Consider the following 15,454-nt stretch of genomic DNA (forward strand, 5'->3'; position numbering starts at 1 on the left):
TGAACCCATGCCGAACTCAGAAGTGAAACGCGGTAGCGCCGATGGTAGTGTGGCATTCGCCATGCGAGAGTAGGACACTGCCAGGCACCCAACACGAAGAACCCCGCTCATCGAGCGGGGTTTTTTATTGCCTGAAAATCAGCAAATCGCCTGATAATTGACCTTTTATTCCCTCTTCTCAGCCGCTTTCTCTGTTTTTTCTCCTCGATTTTCTCCGGTTCTGTCATCGCCGCTGGCTGTGGTTGTCGCTATAATGGCCGCCCTCAAGCAAGGTGGTGGTATGAAAGCAGAATATCTACAACGATTCGGGGGCATTGCCCGTCTTTATGGTCAGAAGGCCCTGCGTTCCTTTAGCCAGGCCAAGGTCTGTGTGGTGGGGATCGGCGGCGTTGGCTCCTGGGCGGCGGAGGCGCTGGCTCGCGCCGGTATCAACCAGATCACCCTGATCGACATGGACGATATCTGCATCACCAATACCAATCGTCAGATCCACGCCATGCAGGGTACTGTTGGTCGCCTCAAAATCGAGGTGATGGCCGAGCGGATTCGCGCCATCAATCCGGATTGCGAAGTGATCGAGGTGGACGATTTCGTCACCGCCAACAACCTGGCCGAGCATATCAAGCGGGAGTTTGACTATGTGGTGGACGCCATCGACTCGGTCAAGGCCAAGGTGGCGCTTATTGCCTTCTGCAAGCGCAACAAGATCCCGGTGATCGTCGCAGGTGGTGCCGGCGGACAGATGGACCCGACCCAAATCACAGTGGCGGACCTGGCCAAGACCATTCAGGATCCGCTCGCTGCGAAGGTGCGATCCGATTTGCGCAGGTTGCATAACTTCAGCAAGAATCCGGCGCGCAAGTTCGGGGTGGAGTGTGTTTTCTCAACCGAGCAACTGAGCTATCCGGATGGCAATGGTGGCACCTGTCAGGCCAAGGCGGCCAGCGATGGCGCCATGAAGATGGATTGCGCTTCCGGCTTTGGCGCGGTGACGCCGGTGACGGCAACCTTCGGGCTGGTTGCCGCGTCCCGGGTATTGAAGAAGATTGCCGAGCGGGGTGCCCGCTCCGAGAAAGAGGTGGGGAATGAAGACGCAGTGGTCGATTAGCGAAGCGTAAGCGAACACTGCACAAGGCGGGTTAGACAGCCTGCTCCCGGATCGCCAGCACGATCGCCCTGAGCCCGTTACCTCGTGACGGGCTCAAGTGTTTCTCAAGCCCCAGCTCGCTGAAATAGCCTTCCATATCAAACGCCTGGATTGTCACAGACGATTGGTGGTTCAGCGCCGCCAGCACGATAACGATCAGCCCGCGCACGATGCGGGCATCGGAATCACAGGCAAAATGCCAGCAGCCATCCTCGCTTTTTTCTCCCTTCAGCCAGGCTTGGCTTTCACATCCCTTGAGGCGGAACTCCTCCTGCTGCCATTCGCCGGGTAGCGCTGGCAGCTGCTTGCCGAGCTGGATGATGAGTCGGTACTGGTTCTCCCAGCCGTGAGCGGCGGCAAACTGCTGGCGGATGGTGTCGGCGTTGGGCTCAAGGCCGATCTGGGTATAGCTTGCGAGATCACTCATTCGGTTGTCTGCCTTAGAAGAAGTCACTGAGTTTGTGCAGGGCGGCCAGCAGGGCGTCGACATCGTCCCGGTTGTTATAGCAGGCCAGCGAGGCGCGCATGGTGCCGCCGATCCCGAGCGATTCCATCAGCGGCATGGCGCAGTGATGGCCGACTCGCAGGGCGATCCCCTGCATATCGAGCAGGGTGGCGGCATCTTGCGGGTGGATATCATCCAGCAGGAACGAGACCGCACCGGCGCGCTGATCGGGTTCGCCGACCAGACGCAGCCCCGGCACCCGTTGCAGGCCAGCGACCAGATAGTCGGTCAGGGCCTGCTCATGGCTGGCTAGCCATTGCCGGTCTTGCGCCATCATAAAGTCGATGGCAGCGGCGAGGCCGATAGCGCCAGCGATATGGGGAGTGCCCGCCTCGAACTTGAAGGGCAGGGTATTGAAGGTGGTGCCGCTGAAGCTGACCCGATCGATCATCTCGCCACCGGCTTGCCAGGGCGGTATCCGTTCCAATAGCTCGGTGCGGCCCCACAACACGCCGATGCCGGTCGGGCCATAGAGCTTGTGACCGGAGAAGGCGTAGAAGTCGCAACCGATGGCCTGCACATCGACGCCAAGATGAGCTACCGCCTGAGCGCCGTCGATCAGGGTCAGAGCGCCGACTGCCTTGGCCGCTGCCACCATCTCTTTGACTGGATTGACGGTGCCAAGGGCATTGGAGACGTGGGCCACACTTACCAGCCGGGTCCGTGGTCCCAGCATGGCGTGATAGGCGGCCAGATCGAGATCGCCCCGCTCATCGAGCGGGATAACCCGGATCTCCGCTCCGGTGCTCTGGGCGACCAGTTGCCATGGGACGATATTGGCGTGATGCTCCAGCGTGCTGAGGATTATTTCGTCCCCCGCCTTGAGCTCGCTCATCCCCCAGCTCTGGGCTACCAGATTGATCGCTTCTGTGGTACCACGGGTCCAGATCACCTCGTGGCTGCGGGGCGCATTGATAAAGCGGGTGACCGTCTCGCGGGAAGCCTCAAAGGCGCGGGTAGCACGGCCACTCAGGGCGTGAGCGGCGCGGTGCACGTTGGCGTTGTCGGCCCGATAGTAGTGAGCGATGGCATCCAGCACCGCTTGCGGTTTCTGGGTGGTGGCGGCGTTGTCCAGATAGACCAGAGGGTGGCCGTTTACCTCCTGCGCCAAGGCCGGAAACTGGCTGCGCAGTTGGTCATGCTGTTGCTGATTCATGCTCCCCTCATCATCTGGAAAAAGTCATCATTTCGAAAGGTCGGCCATGATCCTGAAAATAGCGCCCGAACACAAGGCGCGATAAGCCCGATTGGCGGTTGCTTGCTGTGCAGCAGGTACGGCTCGTCGGGTGATTTCTGGTACAATGCCGCCCCTCATCATAAGCCAAGAGATCCGGCCCATGAAGCTCAACCCCAATCAGAACGAAGCGGTCAAGTATGTTTCCGGCCCTTGCCTGGTGCTGGCGGGTGCCGGATCGGGCAAGACTCGCGTCATCACCAACAAGATTGCCTATCTGGTGCAGCAGTGCGGCTACAACGCGCGCAATATCGCCGCCGTCACCTTCACCAACAAGGCGGCGCGGGAGATGAAGGAGCGGGTCGGCCAGACTTTGGGACGCAAGGAGGCGCGGGGGCTGATGGTCTCCACCTTCCATACTCTGGGGCTCGAGATCATCCGACGGGAGCACAAGAGCCTGAATCTCAAGGCGAACTTCTCCCTGTTCGACGACACCGATCAGCTGGCGCTGCTGAAAGAGCTGACCGAGGCGGAGCTCGACAACGACAAAGACAAGCTCTCGGCCCTCATTACACAGATCTCCAACTGGAAAAACGACCTGATTCTGCCAGCCCGCGCGATGCGCATTGCCCGCGGGCCGGAAGAGGTGCTGATGGCCCAGCTCTACGAGCGTTATCACCGCCAGATGGTGGCCTATAACGCGCTGGATTTTGACGATCTCATCGTGATGCCGACCCTGCTGCTCAAGAGCAACGAGGAGGTGCGCACCCGCTGGCAGAACAAGATCCGCTACCTGCTGGTCGACGAGTATCAGGACACCAACACCAGCCAGTACGAGCTGGTGAAGCAGATCGTCGGCGAGCGCGCCCGCTTCACCGTGGTGGGGGACGATGACCAGTCCATCTACTCTTGGCGCGGCGCCAAGCCGCAGAACCTGGTGCTGCTGAACGAAGACTTTCCGAATCTGCGGCTCATCAAACTGGAGCAGAACTACCGCTCCAAGGGGCGCATCCTCAAGTGCGCCAACATCCTGATCGCCAACAACCCCCATGTGTTCGACAAGGCGCTCTTCTCTGAGCTCGATTACGGGGTGCCGGTCAAGGTGCTGTTTGCCAAGAACGAGGAGCACGAGGCGGAGCGCATCGCCGCCGAAATGATGGGCCATAAGTTCATGAATCGCACCCGGTTCAAGGATTACGCCATCCTCTATCGGGGCAACCATCAGTCGCGCATCTTCGAGAAGGCGCTGATGACCAACCGGATTCCCTATCGCATCTCCGGCGGCACCTCGTTTTTCTCCCGCACCGAGATCAAGGACATCATGGCCTACCTCAAGTTGCTGGTGAATCCGGACGAGGACACTGCCTTCCTGCGGGTGGTCAACTTGCCGCGCCGCGAGATCGGTCCCACCACGCTGGAGAAGCTGGGCCAATACGCCAACCAGCGTGGCAAAAGTCTGTTTGCCGCCAGCTTCGAGCTGGGGCTGGAGCAGCACCTCTCCGGGCGTGGCCTCGTGGCCCTGCAGGCATTCACCAACTGGTTGGTACGCCTTGGCGATGAGGCGTTGCGCGGCAATCCGGTGGAGGCGGTGCGGGACATGATCAAGGAGATTCACTACGAAGAGTGGCTTTACGAGACCTCGCCCAGCCCGAAAGCAGCCGAGATGCGGATGCAGAACGTCTCTACCCTCTATCGCTGGATCACCGAGATGCTGGAGGGGGATGAGCTGGAGGAGTCGATGACGCTGGCACAGGTAGTCACTCGCCTCACCCTGCGTGACATGATGGAGCGCAACGAGGGGGAGGATGACGCTGATCAGGTGCAGTTGATGACGCTGCACGCCTCCAAGGGGTTGGAGTTTCCCTATGTCTATATGGTGGGGATGGAGGAGGGTTTGTTGCCCCACCAGACCAGCATCGACGAAGATAATGTGGAGGAGGAGCGGCGCCTCGCCTATGTGGGCATCACCCGCGCCCAGACCGAGCTGACCTTTACCCTTTGCAAGGAGCGGCGTCAGTACGGCGAGTCGGTGCGGCCGGAGCCGAGCCGCTTCCTGCTGGAGCTGCCGCAGGATGATCTGGAGTGGGAAAACCAGAAGAAGGTGACGGCCGAGGAGCGCCAGCAGAAGGGGCAGATGGCGGTGGCCAATCTGCGTGCCATGTTCAAGAAGGATTAAAGCTGTGTGCTGCTGGGGGTGAGCAGCGGGATAATGTCTGTGCCCGGCATGGGCGGTGAGATATAACGCCCCTGCCCCATCCGGCAGCCAATATCGATTAGCTTCTGCAATTGCTGCTGGTTCTCTATGCCTTCTACCACCAAGGTGTAATCGAGATCCTGACAGATGTCGCGCATGGCGCGGATTAGCGCGAGGTCTTTGGGGGACTGCAACATGCGTTGGGTAAAGCTGTCATCCACCTTGATGTAGTCCACCGGAAAGTGGAACAGGGCGTTGAGAGAGGAGAAGCCGGTCCCAAAATCGTCGAGGCTGATCTGGATGCCCTTGGCGCGCAGCTCGTGCAGCGAGGCCAGCGCATCGGAATCCTGCCGTGACAGCTCCCGCTCGTTGAATTCAAAGATCAGGTAGCTGGGGGAGACTCCCTCTTCTTCCAGAATGGTTATCAGCCGCATGATATGGTCGTGGTTGACCAGATGCTTGCCGGAGAGATTGATCGCCACCTTGAATTTGCTCTGTCCCGAGAGTGGCAGCCAGTTTTTCAGCTGCTGACAGGTGTGACGCAGGATCTGGTAATCCAGATCGAGAATAAGGCCGCACTGTTCCGCCAGCGGGATAAAATCAAAGGCATCTTTCAGCACTCCCTCTTCCGTCAACCAGCGAGCCATCACCTCAAGGCCGGTCAGTCGGCTGTCTTGCAGCCGGATCACTGGCTGGAAGTAGGGGACGATACGCCCTTCGCGCAGGGCTCTGGCCAGCATCTCTTCCGGCGAGTTCCAGTTCTGGTTGATGCAATCCTCCGAGTAGCTGACGATACGACTGCGACCATTGCGCTTGGCCTGATACATGGCTAGATCGGCCTGATGAAGCAACTGGCTGATGTCCGTTGTTTGTTCGGACGCGATAGATACGCCCAGGCTGACGGTGATGCTCAGCTCGTTGCCGAGCAGCCTGAAAGGGTAGGAGAGCCGGCTGATGATCCGGTTCAAAACTGGACTGATATCATCATCGTTCTTGCTGCTGTCCAGATAGATGACGAACTCGTCTCCCCCCAGCCTTGCTACCAAATCATTTTGCCGGATGCAGGTTTGCAGGCGGCGGCTTATCTCCTTGAGCAACTGATCCCCGGCGCTGTGGCCCAGGGTGTCGTTGATCTGCTTGAAGTGATCCACATCGATAAAAATCACGGCAAACCCAGGCGATTTGTAGCGGTTGTAGTGGGTCATGGCGTGGTTGAGGTGATTCATCAGCAGGGCCCGGTTGGGCAGCTGGGTTAGCGGGTCGTGCAGGGCGTCAAATTGCAGCCTGCGTTCCAGCTCCTGATGCTGTTTGAGCTGCTTTTGCAATCTGAGGTTGGTCTGGCGCAGCTGCTGGAGGCGCTGGTTGATGGAGTCTTCGGTATTGATGTCGTTGAGTTGCTGCCGGATCCGCTTCAGCTCAAGCAGCAGCGTCAGCTGGCCGCGTAAAAAGTCGAGGAAGAGTTTGTCATCTGCCTCCAATGGGGTGGATGTGCTGATAATGAAGTGGGCGAAATACTGTTGTTGCAGGCGCAGCGGCATGCTGTGCCAGAACAGCGACTCTTTGCTGACCTCGATATTGCTGGTGCTATGACACAAGCCGCTGATGAACTCATCGCTCTGATGGGGGGTCGCCGGGTAGACCTTTTCCAGCTTGTGAGTATTGAGCCGAACCAGCAGCATGTCTTCAATGGCCAGCATCTGGCGCAACACAGCTTCCAGCTGGGAGAAGAGGGCCTGACCGGGAAGGGTATTGGCCAGTCGCATGATGCGGCTGATGCTCTCGATTTTCTTCTGCCAGTTGGGGTCTTTACGGATCAGCGGAGAGGGGGGCTCTGCCAGATGGGAGCCTGCCTGGGTTTCGGTCAGCCGTTTGGCCAGACATTCGAGCAGCAAGCGCAGGGTCGGGAGATCTGTTGGTGTGCTGCGTGCCAGCAACCACTGTACCTGGCCATGTTCGATAGGAAAAACGCACCAGCCATCGGCTTCATCCAGCTGGGTCAGTTGATCGGTGATCCGGGACTGCTCCCGTCCCAGCTGCTGTTTGAACGAATCGCTGATCTTGTGGGCATAGACCCAGTTCAACCCGGTATCGGAGAGGCCAAGCATGCCAAAATGTTGCAGAGGGCAGAGTTGATCAATTTGCTGGATCAGGGCGTCGTAGTTGTCGGTCGTTGCTGTGTGTGGCGCAGGAAAGTCCATAATGGCCGAGACCAACGCCAGCAGAGGAGTTGAATAGTGGGATTCAATGGATTGGGACGACATGAGATGAGCAACTCCCGAGTATGTCTACCATACAAGAGTAGCTGGAAGGCGATAGATTGAAAGGGCCGCATATGCGGCCCTTTCAAATACTTAGAGCTTGTCGATCATGTAGTGGATGGCGTTCTCAATCTCTTCGTCACTACAAGTTGCGCAGGTGCCGCGCGGGGGCATCATGCCGGATTTGCCGGTAAAGCCACCGATGGCATGCTTCTTGAGCGTTTCAATGCCCTGGGCGATACGGGGCTCCCAAGCCGCTTTGTCGCCACGTTTGGGCGCGCCGGCTGCACCGGTGTCGTGACAGGCGAAGCAGGCGCCCTTGAACACGGTTTCGCCATCGCGCGGGCCGGAAGATGCGGCTGCCGCAGGCGCTGCGCCCGCACCGGCAATACCTTCCAGATCCTTGGCGGTATAGACCTGACCGACCGGTTTGATCCGCTCGGCAATGGCATCCGGTGACATATCGTCAGCAGCAAACACTGCTCCGGACAGGCTGACAGCGGTCATACCGACAGCCAGCAGATAGCTCAGTTTTTTCAGCACGCTCATATACTCCCAGCACTCTCTTATTATCCCTGTGAACCGGACGGATTATAACCGAATAGTTACAGCCATTTAAACGCTTGTGTGTGAAGTGTTAAACACTCTGCAAGCAAACTTTTGGCTCGTATCACGCTGTCTGACGGTGTGCTTCTGAAAAAGAAACCCGGCGGATGCCGGGTTTTAACAAGTTAAGGGCCGCAGTTTAGTTATCCCAGCTCAGGATCACCTTGCCAGAGTGGCCGGAGCGCATGGCATCAAAGCCTTGCTGGAACTCGTCGATGTGGAAGCGGTGGGTGATGATGGGGGAGAGATCCAGTCCGGACTGGATCAGGCTGGCCATCTTGTACCAGGTTTCGAACATCTCGCGGCCATAGATACCCTTGATAAACAGTCCCTTGAAGATCACCTTGTTCCAGTCGATGGCCATGGTCGAGGGTGGAATGCCGAGCATGGCTATCTTGCCGCCATGGTTCATCTTGTCGAGCATCTCCTGGAAGGCGCTCGGTACGCCGGACATCTCCAGCCCTACGTCAAACCCTTCCGTCATTCCCAGTTCACTCATCACGTCGGCGAGCTTCTCCTTGCCGATATTGACGGTGCGGGTTGCACCCATCTTGCGTGCCAGTTCCAGCCGGTATTCGTTGACGTCAGTGATCACTACGTGGCGGGCACCGACATGACGGCAGACGGCGGCAGCCATGATGCCGATGGGGCCTGCGCCGGTGATGAGTACATCTTCCCCCACCAGATCGAAGGAGAGGGCAGTATGCACCGCATTGCCAAACGGGTCGAAAATGGCGGCCAGTTCGTCCGGGATGTTGTCCGGCAGCTTGAAGGCATTGAAGGCGGGGATCACCAGATATTCGGCGAAGGCCCCCGGCCGGTTGACGCCCACCCCCGTGGTGTTGCGACAGAGGTGGGTGCGGCCGGCGCGGCAGTTGCGGCAGTGGCCACAGGTGATGTGGCCTTCACCGGAGACGCGATCGCCGATGGCGAAGCCGCGCACCTCCTGGCCGATTGCGACGACTTCGCCGACATATTCGTGGCCTACCACCATAGGAACCGGAATGGTCTTCTGCGACCACTCATCCCAGTTGTAGATATGGATGTCGGTACCGCAGATGGCGGTTTTGCGAATTTTGATCAGCAGGTCGTTGTGGCCCAGCTCCGGTGCGGGAACGTCGGTCATCCAGATGCCGATCTCGGGCTTGAGTTTGGACAGGGCTTTCATGGCGGATCCTTTGCTATGAATGCAGAAAGAAGGGAGGGGCACAGGGCCCCTCGATGCAAATCAGATGATGGCGAGCTCGCGGCCAATGCGGATGAAGGCATCGATCGCTTTGTCGAGCTGCTCGCGGGTGTGAGCGGCGGACATCTGAGTACGAATGCGCGCCTGACCTTTCGGCACCACGGGGAAGGAGAAACCCACCACGTAGATACCGGCCGCCAGCATGCGGCTGGCCATCTCGGCAGCCAGCTTGGCATCGCCCAGCATCACCGGAATGATGGCGTGATCGGCGCCAGCCAGGGTAAAGCCTGCGGCGCTCATGCGCTCGCGGAAGTAGCGGCTGTTTTCCTGCAGGCGGGCGCGCAGGTCGTGACCTTCGGCCAGCATGTCGATCACCTTGATGGTGGCTGCAACGATGGAGGGGGCCAGCGAGTTGGAGAAGAGATAGGGGCGGGAGCGCTGGCGCAGCCAGTCGATCACCTCTTTTTTGCCGGAGGTGTAGCCGCCGGAGGCGCCACCGAGCGCCTTGCCCAGAGTGCCGGTGATGATATCGACCCGATCCATCACGCCACAGTATTCATGGGTGCCGCGACCGTTTTCGCCGATGAAGCCGACGGCGTGGGAGTCATCGACCATCACCAGCGCATCGTATTTGTCGGCCAGATCGCAGATGGATTTGAGGTCGGCGATGACCCCATCCATGGAGAAGACACCATCGGTAGCGATCAGCTTGAAGCGGGCGCCATCGGCGTCAGCCTGTTTCAGCTGGGCTTCCAGTTCGGCCATGTCGTTGTTGGCGTAGCGATAGCGCTTGGCCTTGCACAGGCGCACGCCGTCGATGATGGAGGCGTGGTTGAGGGCATCGGAGATGATGGCATCTTCGGCACCGAAAAGGGTCTCGAACAGGCCGCCGTTAGCATCGAAGCAGGAGGAGTAGAGGATGGTGTCTTCGGTGCCCAGGAAGGCAGACATCTTCTGCTCCAGCTCCTTGTGCTGATCCTGGGTGCCACAGATAAAGCGAACCGAGGCCATACCGAAGCCGTGGCTGTCGAGGCCTTGATGGGCGGCGGCGATCAGATCCGGGTGGTTGGCCAATCCCAAATAGTTGTTGGCACAGAAGTTCAGTACCTGCTCCCCACCCACGGCGATGCTGGCCTGCTGGGCGGAGGTGATGATGCGTTCCTGCTTGTACAACCCTTCAGCTTGCACCTGATTCAGTTGCTCGGTCAGGTGACGATAGAATCCGTTAGACATCCTCGATCCTTATTGGCTATTTCAGCTGAGTATCAACAGAGGGCCACATTTTACTTCAGTTTGTTGCGGTTAATTCAAATTATTGTTCTGCAATCAAACAATTGTGAAACAGATCTCACTCAACTGGTTGGGCCAGTTGGCGGTAGTGTTGCTCCAGTTGCTGGATCTGTTCGGAGACTTGCGGTTGCACGTAGGGACGCAGCAGAAACAGCACCTTCAGCACTCCCTGATAGAGCAGTGGCTTGGTGATGCGGGTATTGGGAGCCTGGGCAATCTGGAACGGGATCCAGCAGGTGACCACCATCTTGATGGTTTGGCCGAGATCCGGCAGATCCGCGTCGGTCACATCTATGATGCCCCCTTCGCGCAGGCTCTTGAGCAGGGTCACGACCGAGGATCTCATCTGCTCTTGCGCCTTGAGGTATTTCTGCTGCAGTGGTTCGTCCCGGCTCAGGATGTCCGGCAGGTTGGCGTAGAAGAAGCGGAACTGCCACATCAGATAGAAGATGGCATCCAGATAGCCCATCAAATCCTGCAGGGTGATTTCACGGTTGCGGGTCGGGATGAAGCTTTCGCTCAGGTGGCGGGCATATTGATCGAAGATGGAGTGGATGATGTCCTCTTTATTACGGAAGTGGTAATAGAGGTTGCCCGGACTGATACCCATGTGCGCCGCAATATGGTTGGTGGTGATGTTGCGCTCACCCTGATCGTTAAACAGCTCGGTGGCGCTGTGAATGATCCTGTCTCTGGTCTTCATCACTCATTCCTCCAACGGGTTCCGCCCGGGGCAAATTGAACAAGGTCGAATCCCCAGACTGCCCGTGATAAACTTTTCGGCAATTTCAAATTGGCTCACTATACACAGCTTTAACAAGCAGTCACATGTAGCCATCAACGTACGAGAGGCAAACTCCATGATCGTAGTAACTGGCGGTGCTGGCTTTATCGGCAGCAATCTGGTCAAGCAGCTGAACGCTCAAGGACGGACCGATATCGTGGTCATTGATGACCTGACCGACGGCACCAAGTTCGTCAACCTGGTCGATCTGACCATCGCTGACTACATGGACAAAGACGAGTTCCAGGCGCGTATCGTTTCCGGCGACGAATTCGAAGAGTGGGACGGCATTGAGGTTATTTTCCACGAAGGTGCCTGCTCAGCGACGACCGAGTGGAACGGCAAGTTCATCATGGAGGTCAACTACGAGTACTCCAAGGATCTGTTCCACTACTGCATCGAGCGTGAAATTCCCTTCATTTACGCCTCTTCTGCCGCCACTTACGGCGGTCGCAACGACAACTTCATCGAAGATCCCAAGTTCGAGCAGCCGCTCAACGTCTATGGCTACTCCAAGCAGCTGTTCGACCAGTACGTGCGCCGCTGGATGCCGGAGATCAACTCTCAGGTCGTCGGCCTCAAGTACTTCAACGTCTACGGCCCGCGCGAGCAGCATAAAGGCTCCATGGCTTCCGTTGCCTTCCACCTCAACACCCAGGTGAAGAAGGGCGAGAATCCCAAGCTGTTCGAAGGTTGCGATGGTTTCCCCAACGGCGGCCAGATGCGTGACTTCATCTATATCGACGACGTCTGCAAGGTAAACCTGTGGTTCTGGCAGAACCCGCAACACTCCGGCATCTTCAACTGTGGTACCGGTCGTGCCGAGCCGTTCCAGAACGTGGCCGAAGCGGTGATCAAGCATCATCAGAAGGGCTCTATCGAATACATCCCCTTCCCGGATCACCTCAAGGGTCGCTACCAGAGCTTTACCCAGGCCGACATGACCAAACTGCGCAACGCAGGTTATGACGCCGAGTTCAAAACCGTTGCCGAAGGGGTTGCGGATTATATGGCGTGGCTCAACCGCTAACGGGTGAGCTTTACACTGCCTATATAGACAAGCCGGAAGCAGGCTATACCTGTTTCCGGCTCTGTTGTTTGTCACTGTTTTTCTCAGTTTCTACCGGGTAACCACGCAATGAACATATTGATGGCACTCTCCCAGCTCGAAGTGACGGGCGCCGAGGTTTATGCCACCACGGTCGGCAACGAACTGACCCGGCGTGGTCACAATGTCTTTTATGTGTCGGATACGCTGACCAAGCCGGCCCTTGGTCCCGTCTTCAAGCTTCGATTCAACAAGCGCAGCATATTGCGCCGTTTCTGGCACGTCTTTTACCTCATCTACCTCATCAAGAAGCACCATATCCAGTTGGTGCATGCTCACTCCCGCGCCTCCGGCTGGAGCAGCTATGTTGCCTGCAAACTGACTGGCACCCCGATGATCACCACGGTACATGGTCGCCAGCCGGTACACGCATCCCGCAAAGCCTTCCATGCCCTTGGATTCAGGGCGGTTGCCGTTTGCGAGGATATTGCACGGCAGATCATCGACAACTTGGGGGTTGATCCCGCCATTGTGCAGGTGCTGCGCAACGGTATCGAGACCGACAAGTTTCAGCCCATGCCGGCGCCGGATAATGACAAGCCGGTGATCGCCATCATTGGCCGCTTGAGTGGCCCCAAAGGGGAACTCTGCTACCGCCTGCTTGACGAAGTGCTTGATCTCGATGCCTGCAGGGTGCGGATTGTCAGCGGTACCCGTGTGCCCGAGCGTTTTGCCCGTTTTCAGGAGCGTGCCGAGTTTGTCGGTTATGTCGATGATGTGCCTGCTCTGCTGGCGGGTTGCGACCTGGTAATTGGCGCCGGTCGAGTAGCCATGGAAGCGCTGCTGTGCGGTCGGCCCGCCTTCGCCATCGGCGAAGCCAAGGCAATTGGTCTGGTGACCGAACAGAATCTGGATGATGCTCTGGCGAGTAATTTTGGCGATATCGGTCCCAAAGATCTGGCTATCGATTTTGCTGCGCTGAAGGGCAAAATCGAAGCCGCCTTCGCAAGCAAGGTGGTGCCGGAAGCTATTCGTCAGCGTATTCAGGGCGAGTACGGTTTGCAGGGGGTTGTATCCGGCCTCGAAACCATCTATCAGGATGCCGTGGTTGAAACCCTGCGTCGCGAGATGCCGGTCATCATGTACCACCGCTTTATCGAACACGAGAGCGAGAAAGGGGTGCACGGCACCTGGATGCCGATCACCATGTTCGAGAAGCATCTGCGCCTGATGAAGTGGCTCGGCTACGAGACCCTGACTTTCCGCGATCTGGCGGACAAAGGCTTTATCCACCGTCTGCAATACGGCAAGAAGTACCTGATGATCACTGCCGATGACGGCTATCAGGACAATCTGACCCGCATGCTGCCTCTGCTGGAAAAATATGGTTACAAAGCCGTGGTGTACGTGGTCACTGGCGAAGGTTATAACCGTTGGGATGTGGAGCATCCGACCAATCCTGATACGTCAGTTTCCCTGATGAATGGCGAGCAGATCAAGGCATTGGCGGCGAGTGGCCATGTGGAGATTGGTGGTCACACTCTGACTCATCCTCGCCTGAGCAAGCTCTCGCCAGAACAGCAGGCCCATGAGATTCAGGAGAACAAACGCCAGCTTGAGGCCTTGCTTGGTCAGCCGCTGTTCTCGTTTGCCTATCCTTACGGAGACATCAACGACAGTGCTAAAGAGCAGGCCATCGCCGCAGGATACCGTTTTGCCGTTGCCACCAACAGCGGCCCCAAAGCGATGCACCAGGACCCCTACCAGATCCGCCGGATCGCCATTTTCCCACGAACCGATGTTTTCGGACTGTGGCGCAAGATCCGCGGGAATTATGTTTTTAGAAAGGCATGACCATGACGCTAGCTGCAAAATACTGTCATCGACTTAGTATTGTACTCTGTTCATTAACGTTATTTTTCACATTGTGTGGGCTATTCATTGTCCCATTAGGCCCGCATTATCTGACCAATTTTCTGGTTTTCTCATCCGTAGTCGGGGTGATAAATTACTTTGTGGGAAATAAAGATCTGATTGGTGTGTCAACAAGAAATCTTTATTGGTGTGTTCTTATTTATATTATAGCTATTGGTATCAGTCGATTAGTTCACGATGATGAAAGCTGGTTGATTAGAAACCTGTTATATATTTTGGTATTCTTCTTGTTAATGCCAAGAGAGCCAGTTTTGGTTAGTGCATTCAAGTTGGGTTCCCTTGTTGGTGGGATTGCTATTGGTTTGCTTGCTATGTGGCAATATCATAATGGAATGCTTCGGGTTGAAGGGTTTACCAATGCTATCCTGTTTGCTCAAGGAGCACTTATTTTAGCCATTTTGAACAGTTTTTTCGCACAAGAGTCATCCACTGTTTTAACCAGATATAGTTATATTGTTAGTGCGGTTTTTGCAATTTCGGCTATATATTTATCTCAAAGTCGAGGTGTATGGCTGGCACTGATTGCCGTAGTTACTTTTGTACTTTTTGCTAAAGCAATAAAAGAACCAATAAAATATTTGTCGTGGTTTTTAATACTATCTTGTGTGCTGGCAATAACTTTCTATGAGAGTGATATGTTAAGAACACGTATTCATGAAAGTATTTCTGAAGTCAATATGATGGAAAGTAACAATTACACATCATCGTGGGGACTGAGGCTAATGGCATGGAAGAGCGCCTGGGCAGGGTTTGTTGGTAACCCATTGCTAGGTGTAGGGTTGGATGGTTTTAAAACCATACAGCAACAACAACTCTTGGATGGCATAGTAAATGATTTTTATGTTAGTTTTGGCATGTATCATGCGCATAACCAATTTATGCAAAACATGGTCATCAGAGGTATTTTAGGGCTGATAGCAGCATTGGCTATATTAGTTTATCCAATGAGATTGTTTTGGCGCCAATCAACATTTTTTTCTGCAGGCTTTATAATAACATTGGGCACATTCGTTTGTGCTCTTACTGATGTTCCAATAGAGCACCAAAACACTCTCTATATGTATTTGATTTCTTTGTTTTTTATATTCTTTAAGGACGAAGGCAGATTCAATGACAAGGTTGCCTCATGACTAAACACCTTCTGTTTTTTATCCATTCGCTAGGTATGGGGGGGGCAGAAAAAGTACTCCTCACATATGTAAAGGGATTAGTTGATAATTATGGTTACCATATTACTATTGCTACCAACGAGGATAGCAGCGAATATGTTGTGGCTAAAGATATTGCCCAAGTAGCAAAAATTGTAAATTTTGACTTTAATATTGGT

At 55.9% G+C, this 15,454-nt stretch carries 13 protein-coding genes and 1 rRNA gene; 7 read left to right on the plus strand and 7 right to left on the minus strand.

Annotation, left to right across the window (positions count from 1 at the left end):
- Positions 1-86, plus strand: a 5S ribosomal RNA gene (gene rrf / locus AACS24_RS21975); the annotation flags it as partial.
- Positions 87-280: 194 nt separating this feature from the next.
- Positions 281-1,108 (plus strand): tRNA cyclic N6-threonylcarbamoyladenosine(37) synthase TcdA, encoded by an 828-nt coding sequence (gene tcdA, locus AACS24_RS16180; RefSeq protein ID WP_108571322.1) that lies wholly within the window; start codon positions 281-283, stop codon positions 1,106-1,108.
- 31 nt (positions 1,109-1,139) lie between these two features.
- Here the strand turns inward: tcdA and AACS24_RS16185 are convergent, their stop codons facing one another.
- Both AACS24_RS16185 and AACS24_RS16190 read right to left on the minus strand, forming a co-directional pair.
- Entirely contained in the window at positions 1,140-1,574 is a 435-nt protein-coding gene (locus tag AACS24_RS16185) for a SufE family protein (RefSeq protein ID WP_181364209.1), read from the minus strand.
- A 13-nt stretch (positions 1,575-1,587) separates the two neighbouring features.
- The gene (locus AACS24_RS16190; RefSeq protein ID WP_108571324.1) at positions 1,588-2,808 is read right to left on the minus strand and encodes an aminotransferase class V-fold PLP-dependent enzyme; all 1,221 of its coding nucleotides are present in this window, start codon (positions 2,806-2,808) and stop codon (positions 1,588-1,590) included.
- A 181-nt stretch (positions 2,809-2,989) separates the two neighbouring features.
- On the opposite strand from AACS24_RS16190, the gene rep reads away from it, so the two are divergent.
- Positions 2,990-5,002 carry a DNA helicase Rep gene (gene rep / locus AACS24_RS16195; protein WP_108571325.1) on the plus strand — a complete coding sequence of 671 codons (2,013 nt, stop codon included), beginning with the start codon at positions 2,990-2,992 and terminating at the stop codon, positions 5,000-5,002.
- On the opposite strand, the gene AACS24_RS16200 is transcribed toward rep, so the two are convergent.
- The 5 genes from AACS24_RS16200 to AACS24_RS16220 form a co-directional block, all read right to left on the minus strand.
- Positions 4,999-7,281: a putative bifunctional diguanylate cyclase/phosphodiesterase gene (locus AACS24_RS16200; RefSeq protein WP_108571326.1), complete on the minus strand. Its 2,283-nt coding sequence runs from the start codon at positions 7,279-7,281 to the stop codon at positions 4,999-5,001. The two genes, rep and AACS24_RS16200, sit on opposite strands and share 4 nt — an antisense overlap.
- A 90-nt stretch (positions 7,282-7,371) precedes the next feature.
- On the minus strand, positions 7,372-7,827 hold the full coding sequence (locus tag AACS24_RS16205; RefSeq protein ID WP_162516802.1) for a c-type cytochrome: 456 nt from the start codon (positions 7,825-7,827) through the stop codon (positions 7,372-7,374).
- A gap of 196 nt (positions 7,828-8,023) precedes the next feature.
- The gene (gene tdh, locus AACS24_RS16210) at positions 8,024-9,052 is read right to left on the minus strand and encodes an L-threonine 3-dehydrogenase (protein ID WP_108571327.1); all 1,029 of its coding nucleotides are present in this window, start codon (positions 9,050-9,052) and stop codon (positions 8,024-8,026) included.
- Between the two features lie 60 nt (positions 9,053-9,112).
- Positions 9,113-10,303, minus strand: a complete 1,191-nt coding sequence (locus tag AACS24_RS16215; protein ID WP_033113370.1) for a glycine C-acetyltransferase — start codon at positions 10,301-10,303, stop codon at positions 9,113-9,115.
- Between the two features lie 115 nt (positions 10,304-10,418).
- The gene (locus AACS24_RS16220) at positions 10,419-11,063 is read right to left on the minus strand and encodes a TetR/AcrR family transcriptional regulator (protein WP_033113371.1); all 645 of its coding nucleotides are present in this window, start codon (positions 11,061-11,063) and stop codon (positions 10,419-10,421) included.
- 157 nt (positions 11,064-11,220) lie between these two features.
- On the opposite strand from AACS24_RS16220, the gene rfaD reads away from it, so the two are divergent.
- The 4 genes from rfaD to AACS24_RS16240 all read left to right on the plus strand — a co-directional run.
- Complete coding sequence (rfaD, locus tag AACS24_RS16225) at positions 11,221-12,174, plus strand: ADP-glyceromanno-heptose 6-epimerase (protein WP_042029589.1); 954 nt, start codon at positions 11,221-11,223, stop codon at positions 12,172-12,174.
- Positions 12,175-12,282: 108 nt separating this feature from the next.
- The gene (locus AACS24_RS16230) at positions 12,283-14,046 is read left to right on the plus strand and encodes a polysaccharide deacetylase family protein (protein WP_108571328.1); all 1,764 of its coding nucleotides are present in this window, start codon (positions 12,283-12,285) and stop codon (positions 14,044-14,046) included.
- A gap of 2 nt (positions 14,047-14,048) precedes the next feature.
- Positions 14,049-15,257: an O-antigen ligase family protein gene (locus AACS24_RS16235; protein WP_181364210.1), complete on the plus strand. Its 1,209-nt coding sequence runs from the start codon at positions 14,049-14,051 to the stop codon at positions 15,255-15,257.
- The coding region (locus AACS24_RS16240) for a glycosyltransferase (protein ID WP_146181423.1) at positions 15,254-15,454 on the plus strand (201 nt) is incomplete at its 3' end. The genes AACS24_RS16235 and AACS24_RS16240, both read left to right, overlap by 4 nt.

The sequence above is a fragment of the Aeromonas sp. HMWF016 genome, assembly GCF_963878195.1.
In the GTDB taxonomy this organism is placed as follows: domain Bacteria; phylum Pseudomonadota; class Gammaproteobacteria; order Enterobacterales; family Aeromonadaceae; genus Aeromonas; species Aeromonas lacus.

Excerpts from the sequence above, each read along its gene's own strand:
- AACS24_RS16235 (WP_181364210.1), top strand. The coding sequence starts at position 14,049 with ATGACGCTAGCTGCAAAATACTGTCATCGACTTAGTATTGTACTCTGT.
- tdh (WP_108571327.1), bottom strand. The coding sequence starts at position 9,052 with ATGAAAGCCCTGTCCAAACTCAAGCCCGAGATCGGCATCTGGATGACC.
- tcdA (WP_108571322.1), top strand. The coding sequence starts at position 281 with ATGAAAGCAGAATATCTACAACGATTCGGGGGCATTGCCCGTCTTTAT.
- rep (WP_108571325.1), top strand. The coding sequence starts at position 2,990 with ATGAAGCTCAACCCCAATCAGAACGAAGCGGTCAAGTATGTTTCCGGC.
- AACS24_RS16205 (WP_162516802.1), bottom strand. The coding sequence starts at position 7,827 with ATGAGCGTGCTGAAAAAACTGAGCTATCTGCTGGCTGTCGGTATGACC.
- AACS24_RS16220 (WP_033113371.1), bottom strand. The coding sequence starts at position 11,063 with ATGAAGACCAGAGACAGGATCATTCACAGCGCCACCGAGCTGTTTAAC.
- AACS24_RS16185 (WP_181364209.1), bottom strand. The coding sequence starts at position 1,574 with ATGAGTGATCTCGCAAGCTATACCCAGATCGGCCTTGAGCCCAACGCC.
- rfaD (WP_042029589.1), top strand. The coding sequence starts at position 11,221 with ATGATCGTAGTAACTGGCGGTGCTGGCTTTATCGGCAGCAATCTGGTC.
- AACS24_RS16200 (WP_108571326.1), bottom strand. The coding sequence starts at position 7,281 with ATGTCGTCCCAATCCATTGAATCCCACTATTCAACTCCTCTGCTGGCG.
- AACS24_RS16230 (WP_108571328.1), top strand. The coding sequence starts at position 12,283 with ATGAACATATTGATGGCACTCTCCCAGCTCGAAGTGACGGGCGCCGAG.
- AACS24_RS16190 (WP_108571324.1), bottom strand. The coding sequence starts at position 2,808 with ATGAATCAGCAACAGCATGACCAACTGCGCAGCCAGTTTCCGGCCTTG.
- AACS24_RS16215 (WP_033113370.1), bottom strand. The coding sequence starts at position 10,303 with ATGTCTAACGGATTCTATCGTCACCTGACCGAGCAACTGAATCAGGTG.